A 15,507-nucleotide genomic window follows, 5' to 3' on the forward strand; every position below is an offset into this window, starting at 1 on the left:
ATGTCAATGTTAGATGATCCTTCAATGAGGGAAATTATAGATGACTTCTGTGATGAAACAAATGAACTTTTGGATAAACTCGAAGTCACACTAGAGACAATTGAGGATGATCTATCTACTGCTCACGAAGGTTTAGAAACATTTGGACAAATCATTGACAGAATCATGGGGGCAGCGAGATCTATACAGGCCGAAGAAATTGGTACTTTCTGTGAACTTGGTAAAGTTATTGGCTACAAATCCAGTCAGGCCAGTGATGATGAACCACTTATATCAGTTGTGGTTGCGGTTCTATTTGACGCAGTAGATTTATTGAGAAAAATGGTCAAGTCTCTTGAAACAAAGAATAAGGACATACTTGCGCATTTAAATACTCAGGCCTTCGCAACTCGTCTCAAATGGTTGAAAGAAAAGTTTAAAGATATTGAAAGATCTTCGGTAAGTTATGATAAGGAACAGAAACAAGAACTAGATCAATCATCAATTGATGATTTGATGGCAAGTTTAGGCCTATAGATAAAAGAGGAAGTAATGAGTTCGAACAAAAATTTTATAGAGTTTTCAAGGCCTTTTATTGAAGCTGCCAAAAATGTGTTTGAAACAATGGTCTTTACTAAGTTGGATGCTCAAAAACCTGGGCTCAAAAAAAATAATATTTCAATGGGTGATGTTTCCGCGGTATTAGGACTTACAGGTGAAGTAAAGATGCCAGATCGAGAATCCAATTACAAAGCGATGCTCGTTCTTTCTTGGCCTTATGATACATATTTTAAGGTGGCCTCTGCAATGTTAATGGATACATTTACTGAATACAATGAAGAGATTGCAGATGTTGGTGGTGAAATTTCAAATATGATTATGGGAAATGCAAAAAGAGACCTTGCTGAACTTGGTTACACTTCAAATATGGCCATTCCTTCAATGGTAGAAGGTGCGGGACATACTTTAAAATACCCTGAAGGGACTACGGTTATTGTTATTCCAATTACGTCTGCTCATGGCCCATTTTACATGGAGCTTTGCTACAGAGAAGATTAAAGAATGAATTTCTTTTTTCATTTTCTAATATTTTTGATTTTTTCAAATCAAATTTTATCAAAAACCTTAGATGATTTAAGTGAACAGATTCTTCTAAAACAGCAAACAACGGCCCTGCTTTCTTTAAACATTGCCTTTGAAGATAATAGTGATAAAAAAATTATTCCCGGAAATTTTGTTTTCTCAAAAACAAAAAAATCTAATGGTCCCTCAATTCTTGGAATGGTTTTTTCCAAAGGAAAGGATTATATTTGTAATCTACTTCTCAACGATGATGATTTAAGAAATTTTTATCAAACTTTTATTTACTTTATGAGAGATGAAAACAATAACAAGAGAAATCTTAAAAATGTATTTGAAATTGGTTCCTCCTCACAATTTAAAAATATTATCGCCTGTAAAGTAAAAGAAAATCGGTACGCTGGAGTACAAAAGATTTTTGAAATTGAAGCGATTCGTTCGTTTTCAGATTTAAGTCAGATGAATGTTTACAGTTTTAAAATGCCAGCGATTAAAAATATCAACGATGATTCAGTTATTTCAGGGCCAATTCTCATTATTAAAGAAAATGATGCTAAGAAACTTAGAGATGCTTTAAAAAATTATCTCTTAGGAAATTAGTTTCTTCGCAAAATAATTCTCTTTGTTAAAAAGTTCCAAGAACAAACATTTTCTTTTCTTCGGTATTTGGTAAATCATTTTTATTAATATATTCATCACCGGAATTTCTTGGCATAAGTTCATGAGTTTCTTGTAGACTGTTTTTAGAATAACCTAAAGAACTAAAAAAAGCTTTTAATAGATTGAGATGCATATCATTTACAGCTTCATTATACCGGTCAACAAAAACAGACTTAAATAAAAACTCAATTTCAGACTGACATTGTTTTTCTGAAGCTAAATAATGTACATTATCATATAGGCCAGATAAATATCCCTATTATTCAAAAATTTTTCAATTTCTTTTTGGACTTCACAATCTAGTCGAACTGTTTAGAATTCAGTGAAAGGTAAATCACTTCTCCCCTTCCAAATATTAAGAGCTAAATCTAAATGCTCAAAATTTCCTGAAGATTTATTTGTTTCAGTATTCTCTACGAGATTCTTGTTTTTTGATTTCTTGTTATTTTTTGATTTTTTCTCTTCTCTTATATCGATTTGTGCGTAAGTAAGCAACTCTCCATTTTGCCTTTTGCCAAAATCAAGATTATACATCTTCGTCCACGTTCCTGTGTTAATAAAAATAGTTCCATCTAAGTTCGACCTGAAAATAGGATCATGAGTATGCCCTACAATAAGTGCTTTCACATCATCTCTTTTTTGAAAAAACTCCCCGGTTAGTTCTTCATAATCCTGAAAAAGTTCTAATTCATTTGAAGCATTGGCCATTAAATTTTTAAAATTCTTATCTTGACGAAAATAATAAATAAATCGAACCATTACAAAATAATAACAAGTACTAAAAATAAACCGAATGGTAAAAAGTGTGTCATGTATAAGTCCATCTACTAAGAATTTTTTAATCGGTCTTACCGCATTTATAAAATGCCTCTCTTCTTTAAATTTATTGATGACTCTTGTCACATAGTACGATCCCCATGGAGGTAAAAAATACTGATTCCCCTTTTCGTCTTGGACTATTGATTCTTTAACATGAAACTGGTGGGCGATTTCATATTCATGACCGTGTTTAACAATGATTCCATTGACAGGAATATATTCGCCATCTTCTGATAGTCTTATCGTAATATTTTTTTTTGCATCTTCACTAAAGCTATTTAAAAAGTGAGTTTGAAGTCCTTCAAACACAAATTCAGCGTCATGATTGCCAATGATATAGACAACTTTCTTTTTCTTTTTTGAAATGAAATTATTCAATGCTTCAAATACTTCATGATGCGCATTCATTATAAGTTTTAATTTCTCTAATGCCGCCTTTTCACTCCAAAATTCATCATCAAAATATTCAACAAAAGGTACGGCCAAGAAGTCTAAAAAATCACCATTGATAATGAGCTCTACCTCTCGGTCTGCATACTCGTCTTCACTAAAATAGGCCAAAAACTCAACGAGCTCTTGATCGGATGTAAAATCTTCTAAATGATTTCTTCTCCCATCTACATAGGTTCCCGCACCTAAATGGATATCTGAAATCACAATGATCGTTTTCTTTACATTATTTTTTTGGAGGAATCTCATAAGCCTTCTTTCCTAACATTAACTTTACATCTTGAAAAGGTGGAGATAATGGAATGAATCTCAAATCATATCCCGGCCTATATTCCAGATCTATACTTTTATCTTTTTGAGGAGGAATCATCATATGTCCAAGAATTTCACTATTATTGCGTTCAATCCTTGCTCTTATAGGGCCTAGAGTCTTGTTTCTCACGATGAGACCTGGGTTTTTCTGTCCCTTATTTGGAGAAACAACTTTAACGCTATGATCATACATTGTGATCACAAAGGAATTTGACTTCTCCAAACCCAAAGCAAAGTTTGTTAAAACGACGAAAAGAAAAAAGCTTTTAAATTTCCACTTCATGATGCACCTCATATTTATTATAACTGCTCGGATTTTAAGGTGAAAATCATGGAAGTCTTTTCCTGCACTGACATAAATTATTGGCAAGTGGATAAAAGAGGCCTTTTGTTCCATTTTCAAAAATGCTTGTTAATTCAGATAGTTAAAAAATAATTGAGTCTACTACCCAAATTTTTCCCGATTTGGACTTAAAATAACTTCTAAGTCATGAATTTTTTTAAATTGATGAGGGATTTTGGCCGATAAAGGTACTGTGATGAAGAGGGTGAAATTTAAAACTATTTTTATCTTGAGTATTGCGATCTTGTTTATTGATTCGTGTGTACCTAGTGGTGGAAATAAAACATCAAGAAGTTCTTCAAAAAATAATTCAATTAATGAGTCAACTCCAACTACGAATTCTCAACTTCCAATACCGACATCAAGCAATAAGGACATTTTTTGGTCAAATTCTGCAAACGTTGTTTCTAGAGCGACCAGACTTACCGTGATTACTTCGAACCTTGATATTTTATTTTTAAATGGTGGAGGTCTGAGTAATTATTTAGCAGGTGTACTAGATGGTTCAACACAAAAAGTTAGTGAACAATCTTTCTGTATTGCGATTAGATTTTCAGGGATCAATGAAGAATTAAGAGTTAAAGCAAGTGTTGTTGAAACTCAAGCAGATCAGTTTCCGGGAGACAATGTTGACACTGCTATTAGATCTTTTCAAGTCGATCTGGCCAATAGTTCAATGAATAATTCATCATGTTCATCTCTAAACTCACCTTTTGCTCCGAGATACTCGCCAAGTGAATTATGTACAACGTGCGATGGAGTCATATTATCTAGTACTATTCAGATATTCATAAACAATAATACTGCTGATAATAAAAAAATCTCCAGTGATTCACTCTTTTTAAACTTAGACTATCAGTCGACTACGACAAATAATCCAGGAGAAAGTGGACTCCCAACAAATACTTGTACCAATAGTAGTTGTAAAGCTCTAGGCCAGGGTTATGATTGTTGTATTGGAGGAACTCAGTGCGCAGTAGATTTGTCAATAAAGGAAGAATACAAAGATGAATTTCAATGTTGGGATACTTACAATAATAGTGGAAGTTCCTTAGTTAATTGTCCAGGAGGAAGTAAGGCACAATATAATATCATTGAAAGTGCTTATGGGGCAATGTTCACAAAAGTTCAACAAAATGCTTCTTACAAATTAGATTACGAACAGTACTACAATATTTGCCCCAATATTGCTCACATACCAGTGAACACAGAGTCAGAAGAAGATCTTAACCAAGTCGATGCTGCAAATTTTGAACTCCAAAAAAATAAATATCTATGTTTGCAAGGATATGAATCAACTCCACAAGATCTTTCTAAATGTTGCGACACTGGTACATGCACCTCTACAGATTATACCTCAACACTTTTACAAGTTTGGAGAGATTGTGGGTGTGATGCGAGTCCATTTCCTACAGATGTGTCAGAAGAATCACAGGCAAAATGCTCATTTTTAACGTTGATTGCCACTAAAGATTCCAATCAAAATATAATTTCAGTCAAATGTTCTGCCCCAAATATAAATGAAGAAGTTCCACCCTTTGAAGAGAGAAATGTTTCTGTGCCTTCGCGTTCAGTTCCACATATTCTTTTCGGAGTTGATGCTTCAGGAGAAAATACCGAACGCTTTGATACTTTAGACAATATGAGAGTCGCCAATAAAACTCAAGAAGGTGTGGCATTTTCATATCTTGATGCCAACAAAACAATTCCTCTATCCCAGAATGAGGCCAATATGAACCAAGTTTTAGGTTCAATGTCGGTTGATCTCTCAGGTTCACGTCCAGCAAAAGTAATAAAAGGATTAGAAATCGGTCAGTCCTATATTGTAATGGCCACCACTGGATATTTAACACCTTGTCCAGAGTGTTCAAATGACTCTTGGTTCGATAATTTTTATTCTCATCCACCAACATCTAACGGGATAGGATTAACCGCTTACGGATATACAACAAATAGAAATCAAAATTCAACGAATATCACTCAGGGAAATTATGAAGACACAATTTTTGGTCGAGCTTGTTGGCTTCCACCAACTATGATTCCCTATTCTCACCAGCAAAAAGATACCCCTGAGGAACAGAGAAGGTCGAGACTAAAAACGCAAGCTTCTTTTTATGTTAACGGATATCAAAGGGACTGGTGGGGTTTTAACAAAGGTGCTCTAATTGGTTCTTTTAATGGTGTAAACTGGTTTGCAATTGGCAAGGCCAGAAGAATAGTCGCAACTTCCAAACGACTATACTTGGCCTTAAATAATCCACTTGGTGATCTGGCCGACCCGACTACGCATGGGGCATACATTGTTGTTGATGCCGGAGTAGAGTCAGCGGCCCTATTTGACTTTAACCCCGAACTTGACCTTGAACATCCTGAACAAAACCAAGCAGCTAGCTGTCAATACTATCATCAATGTGAAGTAGACTCAGATTGTATTACTAAATTGGGTTGGGAGTATATGTGTGCTGATGTTACGAATATGCAGACTCAATGGCCAGTTTTTGATGAAGATGCAAATGAACTAAAAAATCCAGGATCAGGCGATCAAAAAATTACGGTGGGATCAATATTAGCAGCTGGATTTAATGGAACTCCAAAGCGTTGTGTATACAGAGGTAGGGGTGCGATTTGTTCTCCTAATTATGGAAATATTTCAAATACAATCCTCAGAAAAAATCTGACTTGTGCTCCAAACTTTTATTGCCAGAAATTAACATCTAGTACCAATCCGGTTTCAAAATTTAATTCTGAATTGGCCAGACTCTCGACCAATGTTGGAACCATTCTTTTTGGCCAGGAAGCTGATGTACTAGGTAGACCTAAGAATTATATTCAGGCTAATAAAGCATTGCCCAACGAGGCCATAGAAAATATTGCCCAAAATTTTTCACATCTTGGTTTTACGAGTGACACGATTGGTTTTTGTACTCCAGGAAGACAACTTGGACTGAGTTCACAATTACAATCTCATCAATCTGAAGAAACGCTTGGCCGAACCGATTATATTTCGCAAATTGGAGGATGTGACTCTGGTGCAACTGGAGATGCAAGAGTTTACACATGTCCTTTAATTGATGATGATGGAAACTATGTTTTGAATGATATTACATTTACAAATGATCAAAAACAAAAGCTTCACAGACAAAATTCTTGTGGAGGAGAAAGTGTAAGTACATATACAGCAGAAAATACATTTGCTGAAATTGAAGCTGATCGTATTTTTAGCATTTCTTATCTAAACACACCTACCCTGGCCAGAGATGCTTGTCTAAGAAGACCCGGAAGTGTTTGTCAAACTGATTTAGACTGTTCGGTCAGCTCTCTTCATAAAGATATAGCAGATGGTAATAATGACCTTGATTTTTTTGGAGGTACTTTTGCGGAGAGAAATTACTGGAGAGAAAAACTTATCTGTGGCCAATCTCAGGAAAACCCTTCTTTAAATGCTCCAAGTTTTGATAGTTTTGACATGACAAAAAACAAATGTTGTATGCCTTTAGGTAATGAACTCACGATGTATACAGAGTTTAGAAGACTTACAGGTGATCCTGAATTTATTAAAGGACAAAAGGATGAAGATAGAATATTAGATGTTAATCTTTTTTCATTTTTAGACCCAAATGGTGTGGGAAGATATTCTCGCTACAGTATTGTCTACCCACTTGGAGTTCCAACTGGGTATTCATCTACAGATTTTACAGTTCCGTATAATGAAGAGCCAAAGCTTGAAAGAGGTTCAACTCCCACAAAATTGAAAACACCCAGACCATTTCAATGGAAAACTTTTCATGACACTGGTAAGAAAACATGTTGTGGAGGAGGATGGATTCGACAATTTTCAGACGGCGGGCATGATTGGAAAGTTACAAATAGATTACAAATCCCTATCAGAAGCTTTCAATGTTTGGGATATCTTTCGGAAGACTCCTTAGAATTACAAACAGGTATAACTAAACCAAATTTTGATATGTATCATAATTTAGGACTATCATGTGCTGATCCAGTGAATGGAGGTTGTTCACAAGTCGAAATGGGTAATAGTGAAGAAAATATAGTTTTACCACAAGATATTAATGATATGATACCTGGCACAGTGGATAATGATGGCAATGTTACTCTCGATATGTCTGATTTTGATGATGAAAAAGGGCAATTTAAACTTACTAATCCACTTGCTCCAAGTAGTTTAATTACACCACCTCTACCTAGGTTTTATGCAACCCTTAAAGAATATAGTGAAAACTGGCCAGCATATCCTGTATTTATTCCAACTGGAGATATACAAGATACCACTGAAAACGAAGAAGGTTGCGTTGGCCGTGGCAGAGGAATTTGTGATACAATCGGAGTATCTTACTATCTTCCGCCATATATAAATAGAGACAATCTTATAGAAGTTGAAATTACTTTCAAAGGTGGGAAAAACGATGATAAGCAAGTTAGAGTTATTCGCTCTGGAAATTTAAAATCTTTTTGCCAGGTTCAAAGAAATGACGATTGCGCTCCTCTTTATCAACCTGGTTCAAATGCTGTTGTCAATGATATGAAGACAGTCATTTATAATCCTGCATGTATTTTGGGAAACTCCGAGCTGGGGACACTTCCAGAAAACGTAACTCAAACAGGAGATACAGATGCGTCGGGAGCTTGTATTCAGAACCATACTTCAGGAGATATTTTACATATCAAAGCACTTCTTAGAAATGACCCCACTGTATCCACTGAATCGACAGGAACTTCCACAGATGTTGAGGACTGGTCAAGTGCCAGAATCAAGATTAAATTTAAACCAATGACAGTAGGACTTTATCCAGGAAACGATCTCTATTACTTAACTAAGCTAGGAAGATTAGAATTATTAGGAATTCCGCAGATCTACTATGAGCCACTCTATTGTGCCACAAGGCCAGATAAACTTATTGAGGGAATTTTCAAAGAAACAACCCGTTCTGCCATTGAGCCAGTGGCCGCCAATTATGTTTCAAGCACTTTTGGAGGTCGATCACTGGGTCAGATTTATGAACCTAAAAACAACCAGATTGCAGCAGGAAAAGATATATCTAATCCACAACAAAAAATAGTCTACCAAGATCAAATTTCAATTGACCCTATATTTTCTCCAGACAAGTTTAACTGCTGTGTGGAATTAGGAAAAACTACAAGTGACCCTGATAAGTGTTGTTCTCAATACGCTATTCCAACAGAAAGTACAAATCTTTATAAGTGTATGCTTCCTACAGGAACGGACATGCATGTTTATTTTAATAAGTTTGTCTCCTCAGAAGGTACAAATGAAGAAATCACTGATGGTAAATTAGAAGATGAGGATTTCATACCAGAGACTGGGGAGTTGAAAAATACAAACACTGTCAAAAATAAACTCATCTCATTAGGCAGTGTTTATTGTCCAACAGGTGTAGTGCGAACTGGTGGAATTGCAGGCCCTTATCTTCCAGAGCCTACGACAACTAGTGATTTTAAAATGTGGCTATTTGCCGATAGTCAATATGATTATGATGATAAAAATGAGTTTGGAGCGGCCAATTATGATATCGGTTTCAAATGGAATCATCATTACTATTGTGGCCAATAAGAAAATTAAATTTTAAAATAAATTCATGAAGAAACTGATCATATTCATTTTTTTATTAAATTCTAAAACACTTTTTTCACAAGCTGTTCCTACAGAGGCCCTACCAGGTTGCCCACTATTTTCATTTTGTAATGAAAAAGCAGGTCAAATCAATCAATCTTGGGATGATGAAATTCAGGCAATAGATCAACTTAAGCTTAAAGATATCTCAAGAATTTCCCGTATCAGAGATAAGGTTTTAAAATGGGGTTTCCCCTTTGAAACCTGGTCAAAAGATATCGTACCCGATCAAATTTCATGGACATCACACTGTATCAATCACAAAAATAAAAAGGCCTTCACAAACCTAACCTTTCTCAAGAACATAAATCAATTACCTGAAGGTGTTTTTCTAGATCGAATGCTTTTGCTCAATGGAGATAAAATCAATCATTATTACAGGCCTCGTGATGAATTTCCAGTTTATTTCGATAAAAACGGGCCGTATTATATTAAAGAATATAATGGAATTTACTTATATTACCTTTTAGAAAAAAGTGGAAATATTAAAATTGTTCCACCTCCCTATAAGGAAAGAATTAAATCACAAAAAGTCATTTGCCCAAATGTGCTCATCGAAAATGCAAAAAAAGATGCATTCTTAACCTACTTTTATAGAATTACTTCTTGTCGAAAAATATGGAACTACTCTACTCAAACCTACCATACCATTTTGCTCGGCCAACGTTGTTATAATTAGAACTCTGTTGAGTCCACTTTAAAGTTGAAAAAGATTACACCGATAAGAGAAAGGCAAGGAGCGCTTATGTCTAGATGTATAAAAATATCTTTTCTATTCTTTTTATCAAGCTGTGCTAGCAACTATATGCCTGAGAGTTTTGCTGAAAAGTTGGCCAGGCTAGAAGTTAATATGGCCAATACAAATCGAGTTCCTCAATTTTCAGTGACTAAGGACCAAAATTCAAATATTGCCAAGAGGACTATTGCATCTGTAGATAAAAATACAAGTAACGAATACTCAAATAGAACTTTATATTTTTTAACTCTTTTAGATCAATATCAGCAATTAGGTGCTTACTCTCAACAAAACATCGCTGAAATTCGACATTGTCCAAATTTTCATACATTTTACTATAATAAAAAAAATATCATTCAGCCTAAACAATCAATAGATTTTGAAAAAATTGTTACTCAATCTGATTATGAAAATCGTCCTATTTACAACCTTCCACTCTCCCAACAAGAGAGCTTTCCAACAGTTAAGGACATCATTAGCAGAAAAGAACTGTCCAAAGAAGAAAAAGTTTCAACTCTCAAAAAAGGAATTGAAATACATATTAGTAAAGTTCACAGTGAGTTAAATGAACTTTGTGAGCATGGAAATAGTATTAATTACTATATATTCGAAAACTTAGTTGCACATCACCAAACAGGTGAAGTTATAAATAATCATGATGGGATGAATATACTGTTAAAAACTACATTAGTTTCTAACATGGCCCTATTGAAATCACTGAGAAACTCTTCAACTTCTAGATCTCCAGCATCCGCCATTGCAGAAAATTCTTTTGAGTCTGCAACTCTAGAGCGCCTTAAAGCTGAGTGGGCCAATAGCTATATTCAGTCGATCAAATAGTTAATAAACGTAAAGATGATTTCGACCTGTTATATAGGCCATATGTTTTCCACTGACAGAGAATTCACCAAAAATAGCAGATTGAGAATTACCTGGTCTTGTAATGTCTAAAATCTTCAAGTTTTCTGGTGATAAGAGGAGAACTTTATCATTCACCGTTCCAACGAGTAGATTACCTTGCCAAAAACTTAAATCTGTTACATTATTCTGACTTACTTTTTGCTCACTAATTGTTTGATAATCTTTATTCATTAAAACAACGAGTCCATCAACTGTCCCGAAATACATCTTCTCATCTTTAATTATTGGAGATCTTGAAAATTTATAAGGCAATTTTTGAATTGTTTTTCCCGTCTTTGTATCTAAAATAGTCATACTCTGACCATGCCCACCAGTGATTAAAACATTATTAAATTGAACAAGATAGGAGTCCACATCTAAAAATTTACCAACTTCGCTGATTTGCTTTTCCCATACAGGTATTCCCTCTTCAATTGAAAAAGATAAGACATATCCATCTGCAAATCCAACATATAACTTGTCTTCAATGACCACAGGTCTAGATGCTCCTTGTAATGTTGTAAGATAAGGAACTGATCTTTTGTAGGCCCAAAGAATTTTACCTGTCTCAACATCTAAACAATAAACCTTATGATTTCTCAATTGGAGAAAAAGTCTTCCCTTATATATAGTTGCATTTGATTCAATTGGTGCATCAAGGTCTACAGCATAATTGAGTTCTCCGCTAGAACGGTGACGTGAAATTAGCCTCCCCCCAATAGTTCCATATATAACAAAATCCTTATAACTGATTGGCCCGTTCGATAAATGTGACTTATCTTTTTTTTCCCAAATAATTCTTCCATTATTTATGTCGTAGGCCCTAAAAATAGAGGTATGATCTCCCAAAAAAAGCATTCGGTCTGTCACTAGTGGAGACTGGAGGGCCACAGGGTAATTGTGTGTTTCTCCTATTAGAAATTCATTCAAATCTTTAATCCAAATAGGATTAAAATAAGAACGTTTTGAAACTGAATTTTTAGGATTATCAGGTTTAAGTTTACTAGCAATTTCTTCAACTGTTGCACATGAACAAATTAAAACCAAGCTCAGAAATAGAAGAGATTTCATTAAGTTCCTCTTTAGATTTTTTTAATTAAAATTTTTGCATACTTTGCTTCCTCTTCCGTAGGAAACTCTTTTAAAAGATAGTCAAGATTAAGTTTGGCCTTCTCCTTATCCCCTTTATCCAAGTAAAGTCTGCCTAAATCGAAATATCTTTTAGATTCAAGTAACTTAGTTTTTGACAAAGACATCCCCTCTAATGTGCTTATGGCCTTATCTATTTCACCGATATTTTCAAAAAGGACTGCCTTCCTTGAGTTGATTAGATAAGTTAAATAAGAATTTGAAGTCTTAAGTTTGGAAATTTTTTCTAAAATTTCAAGTGCAATTGGATATTTTTCTTTTTCCATCAATAGGTCTACTGTCTTTATTCCTGTTGCGAAAATTAAATTCGTCCCTTTAGCACTATCAAGTAATTTTAGAAACTCTTCCTTCAGTTGTTCATCTTTGATTTTTTCATCATATTTGGACAATACATCTTTTTCAAAAGTATAAACAACTTTACTAACATCATCGAAAAGATTTCTTTTACTTTCACTATAAACGGCCAGAGCAACCAAACCTACAACGGCGGCAACGATTACACTTATAATAACGGGCTTATGTTTAGCAACAAAACTTCCTAATTCAGTTTGTTCTAAAACTTCATCAATTCCTCTATTAGGTGCGGAAACATTGCTCGTGGTTTTCGAATTCATTAACGGTCCTTTATTACACGCTTTGTCATACAAATTAATATCCTCAGTTTAGAAATCTTAAGTCAAGTTGTCAAAAACAGTTAAGTACAGGTACAATATTTTTACACAAATTTCCTAAAGACGGAGTCTAAAATATGAAGCAGTTTTTAATTATGGCCATAATCACTTTAACTTACATTATTACACCCTGCACATACGCAGATGTTGACCATACTGGAAAACTAGGTATCGGATTAACTGATCAGTTAGCTAATGGTCTAGATGGTCTATCTTTTAAAATAAGAAAGTCACGTTCGACGGCCTTTGGAGGAGTTTTGGGTCTTTCGACAAAGGAAATTGGTGGAGGAATAGGGGCCGGTTTAAAATTTTATAGATATCTCATAGAAGAGCCATATTTAAATTTTTATACTTCTGCTTTTGCAGCGTTTATTACTCGCAAAACTGCAATAGAAACTCAAACAGGGTTTCAAGTTGATATAACTTTAGGCTCAGAATTTCACTTTCCTAGTTTAGAAAGTATTGGCTTTAGTTTTGAATTTGGTGCTTCTATGAATAAACTTGATGAGTTTGTGTTTGAAACTGTTGGAAAAAGTTTTGTATCGGCAGGTATACATTTTTACGATATCTGATAAAGTGTAAATATGGTTTTAAGGATATTACTTTTTCTTTTAGTTACTGCCAGATCTTTTGCTTTGGATTTTGGCCCTACGAGTATGATCCAAGAAGATGACCTCGCTGTTGAAGGCGATATCTTTGAAGATTATAATGAGGACATTGAGTCCACTCAAATGATGGAAGATGAAAGATTTTATCGATACGGCCGTTTTTTTACTTTTAATATTTGGTTGGGTCTCACTCAATTCTATGGGAATAGAGGTTTAGCATACTCAAATGATCATCCAACTTATTGCTTATCTCTTCACCAGTTTTTGAATTTCCAAACTCAAATTGGATTAGGGATAGAGTTTTCAAAACATCACTTTGTAAGTGATAACATTACTTCTGGTTTTCCCAGCCAAGGTGCAAAATTAGTCGACGTTAATCTCTTGCGTTTTTTTTGGAGTTACCGTCATTATATTGATACTTCAAACTTGGGAACAGCTATCACTTATTCTAATCCTTATTTTGTTTTTAGAATAGAATATTGGAGATTAAGAAATAAATTTGTCGAACGCCCTGATGTTGGAGATGAAACTGGCGGTGGAATTGGAACAGGTTTAGGTGGCGGTTTAGAGTTTCCAATAAAATTAAAAGAATCGTACTTGGGCCTAGAAATCCTTTATCATATTGCCAATCTCCCTGATAAGGATACAACTAAATACAGGCCAATTGATAACAATGGTGGATATGAAGACTTTAGAGGAAACGCAATAACGATGAAGATGGCCTATGTGTTTAATTGGTAATCGGCAATCCACTTGAATTTGGTTTGGTGTATATTTGAGTTAATAATCTTTTAACCTTTTTAAAACTTTGACCTTGTGAAAATCCATATTTATCAATAATTGTATAGCCGTTTTCATTTACCGTATAAATGGAAAACCCATATTTTTTGAAATGTCCTAGAAACAGTTTATTTTTGTCACCCTCCCCATAAACACGTATAGGATATTTTTTCAAGTCTATTTGTGACAAATTGGCACCTCCAGCTCCGTCAATAATAAGATCATGTGGGAAAGCACCAAAGCGAGCAATAATTCCTTGCTCATGAGTGTGCCCGGCCAGAACAAAATTAATCTTATGTTTATAGATTATAGGATCAATGATTCTTGAAATACTAGGAACATCTCCATTAAGAGAATAATCTTCCGTATGTTTACCTAAAATTGTGGGAGGATGATGAACAATAAGAAAATTTTGAGTTAATTCATTTGATTGGGAGAAATATTGATCTAAAAATTTCATTTGATCTTCATGATAATCTTGGATGTAGTCTTCCTCTCTATTGTACATAGTCGTATTTATACCTGCTATTTTGATCCACTTTGGTAATTTAGGCACCCCCCAATGTCCGTTTAAGCACAGATATTGTTTATTGAGTAACATCATATCTATCATGGCCTGCTGGCCTTGAATTCTTCTTGTTGGATCTGTTTCATGATTTCCAGGCCAAACGTAGAAGGGAATGTTATTGCCTAAAATTTTAGGATAGACTTCGATGAAGCTTTTTCTAAATTCTTCAGGAGTTATATGAACTGGAGGGCGAATAGCACTTTGAAATTTAGGGTCATAAGTAAAATCTCCGGGAACGATCACGAAATCAATTCCTGGGTAAACGCCATTTTTGTAAATTTTGAAGACCTCATTTAATGCTTTAGCAACTTGGATTTGATTATATGGGTTTCTCTGACCGTATCCAATATCACCAAGGACGGCAAAACGAATCTGTTTTGCCTGTCTTAAATCTGGGAAACGTCCTGCAAAATTGCCGATTGGTTTGGAGAAATACTCTTGTTTCATGAGATCTTTGTAGAGTTCCAATTGATTCACACTGACAGGGAGTTTTTTAATAATTTTATCAGTATCTAAAATGATTTCATTTTTGATAAATGCTTGAGCAATATTTCGTGTTTCATTAATTTTGCCAAAATGGAAAGGTCGAAAGAGGAGATCTTGGCATAATTTTTTACTTTTAGGAACGATTTCTTCATTTTTTGACAACGCAAAATTTAGACAAACAAATTGCGCAATAAAAAATGACAAATAATTTTTAATCATAGTTTTTAATAGCAAATACTTTATATTTTGGTCAAAAGAAAAAAATAATTATTATTGATGGTATTTCTGTAAGACGGCCATATCATATATGAAATAT

Annotated in this window: 14 protein-coding genes; 8 read left to right on the forward strand and 6 right to left on the reverse strand. The window is 34.4% G+C overall.

Annotation, left to right across the window (positions count from 1 at the left end):
- From H6622_09650 to H6622_09660, 3 genes are read left to right on the forward strand one after another with little or no spacing between them, the layout of a single operon-like run.
- Window positions 1–516 (forward strand): hypothetical protein, encoded by a 516-nt coding sequence (locus H6622_09650; protein ID MCB9061773.1) that lies wholly within the window; start codon window positions 1–3, stop codon window positions 514–516.
- A gap of 15 nt (window positions 517–531) precedes the next feature.
- The gene (locus tag H6622_09655; protein MCB9061774.1) at window positions 532–1,038 is read left to right on the forward strand and encodes a chemotaxis protein CheX; all 507 of its coding nucleotides are present in this window, start codon (window positions 532–534) and stop codon (window positions 1,036–1,038) included.
- A gap of 3 nt (window positions 1,039–1,041) precedes the next feature.
- Window positions 1,042–1,659: a hypothetical protein gene (locus H6622_09660; GenBank protein ID MCB9061775.1), complete on the forward strand. Its 618-nt coding sequence runs from the start codon at window positions 1,042–1,044 to the stop codon at window positions 1,657–1,659.
- 25 nt (window positions 1,660–1,684) lie between these two features.
- Here H6622_09660 and H6622_09665 read toward each other — a convergent pair whose 3' ends face one another.
- The 3 genes from H6622_09665 to H6622_09675 all read right to left on the reverse strand — a co-directional run bounded on the left by H6622_09665 (window position 1,685) and on the right by H6622_09675 (window position 3,583).
- Window positions 1,685–1,852: a hypothetical protein gene (locus H6622_09665; GenBank protein MCB9061776.1), complete on the reverse strand. Its 168-nt coding sequence runs from the start codon at window positions 1,850–1,852 to the stop codon at window positions 1,685–1,687.
- Window positions 1,853–2,031: 179 nt separating this feature from the next.
- Window positions 2,032–3,237, reverse strand: a complete 1,206-nt coding sequence (locus tag H6622_09670) for a metallophosphoesterase (protein ID MCB9061777.1) — start codon at window positions 3,235–3,237, stop codon at window positions 2,032–2,034.
- The gene (locus H6622_09675) at window positions 3,215–3,583 is read right to left on the reverse strand and encodes a hypothetical protein (protein MCB9061778.1); all 369 of its coding nucleotides are present in this window, start codon (window positions 3,581–3,583) and stop codon (window positions 3,215–3,217) included. Before H6622_09675 ends, H6622_09670 begins: the two co-directional genes overlap by 23 nt.
- 235 nt (window positions 3,584–3,818) lie before the next feature.
- Between H6622_09675 and H6622_09680 the strand changes: the two genes are divergently transcribed.
- The 3 genes from H6622_09680 to H6622_09690 all read left to right on the forward strand — a co-directional run bounded on the left by H6622_09680 (window position 3,819) and on the right by H6622_09690 (window position 10,869).
- The gene (locus tag H6622_09680) at window positions 3,819–9,233 is read left to right on the forward strand and encodes a hypothetical protein (protein MCB9061779.1); all 5,415 of its coding nucleotides are present in this window, start codon (window positions 3,819–3,821) and stop codon (window positions 9,231–9,233) included.
- A gap of 25 nt (window positions 9,234–9,258) precedes the next feature.
- The gene (locus H6622_09685) at window positions 9,259–9,972 is read left to right on the forward strand and encodes a hypothetical protein (GenBank protein MCB9061780.1); all 714 of its coding nucleotides are present in this window, start codon (window positions 9,259–9,261) and stop codon (window positions 9,970–9,972) included.
- A 66-nt stretch (window positions 9,973–10,038) separates the two neighbouring features.
- On the forward strand, window positions 10,039–10,869 hold the full coding sequence (locus H6622_09690) for a hypothetical protein (protein ID MCB9061781.1): 831 nt from the start codon (window positions 10,039–10,041) through the stop codon (window positions 10,867–10,869).
- Here H6622_09690 and H6622_09695 read toward each other — a convergent pair whose 3' ends face one another.
- Window positions 10,870–12,000, reverse strand: coding sequence for a PQQ-binding-like beta-propeller repeat protein (locus tag H6622_09695; GenBank protein MCB9061782.1), 1,131 nt, complete (start codon window positions 11,998–12,000; stop codon window positions 10,870–10,872). It abuts the gene before it with no gap.
- An 11-nt stretch (window positions 12,001–12,011) separates the two neighbouring features.
- On the reverse strand, window positions 12,012–12,692 hold the full coding sequence (locus H6622_09700; GenBank protein ID MCB9061783.1) for a hypothetical protein: 681 nt from the start codon (window positions 12,690–12,692) through the stop codon (window positions 12,012–12,014).
- A 134-nt stretch (window positions 12,693–12,826) separates the two neighbouring features.
- Here H6622_09700 and H6622_09705 point away from each other — a divergent pair, with 134 nt between their 5' ends.
- The gene (locus H6622_09705) at window positions 12,827–13,321 is read left to right on the forward strand and encodes a hypothetical protein (protein MCB9061784.1); all 495 of its coding nucleotides are present in this window, start codon (window positions 12,827–12,829) and stop codon (window positions 13,319–13,321) included.
- Window positions 13,322–13,333: 12 nt separating this feature from the next.
- Entirely contained in the window at window positions 13,334–14,098 is a 765-nt protein-coding gene (locus tag H6622_09710; GenBank protein MCB9061785.1) for a hypothetical protein, read from the forward strand.
- Here H6622_09710 and H6622_09715 read toward each other — a convergent pair.
- Window positions 14,088–15,410 carry a metallophosphoesterase gene (locus H6622_09715; protein ID MCB9061786.1) on the reverse strand — a complete coding sequence of 441 codons (1,323 nt, stop codon included), beginning with the start codon at window positions 15,408–15,410 and terminating at the stop codon, window positions 14,088–14,090. The two genes, H6622_09710 and H6622_09715, sit on opposite strands and share 11 nt — an antisense overlap.
- Window positions 15,411–15,507 lie beyond the last annotated feature (97 nt).

Source organism: Halobacteriovoraceae bacterium, assembly GCA_020635115.1.
Taxonomy (GTDB): domain Bacteria; phylum Bdellovibrionota; class Bacteriovoracia; order Bacteriovoracales; family Bacteriovoracaceae; genus JACKAK01.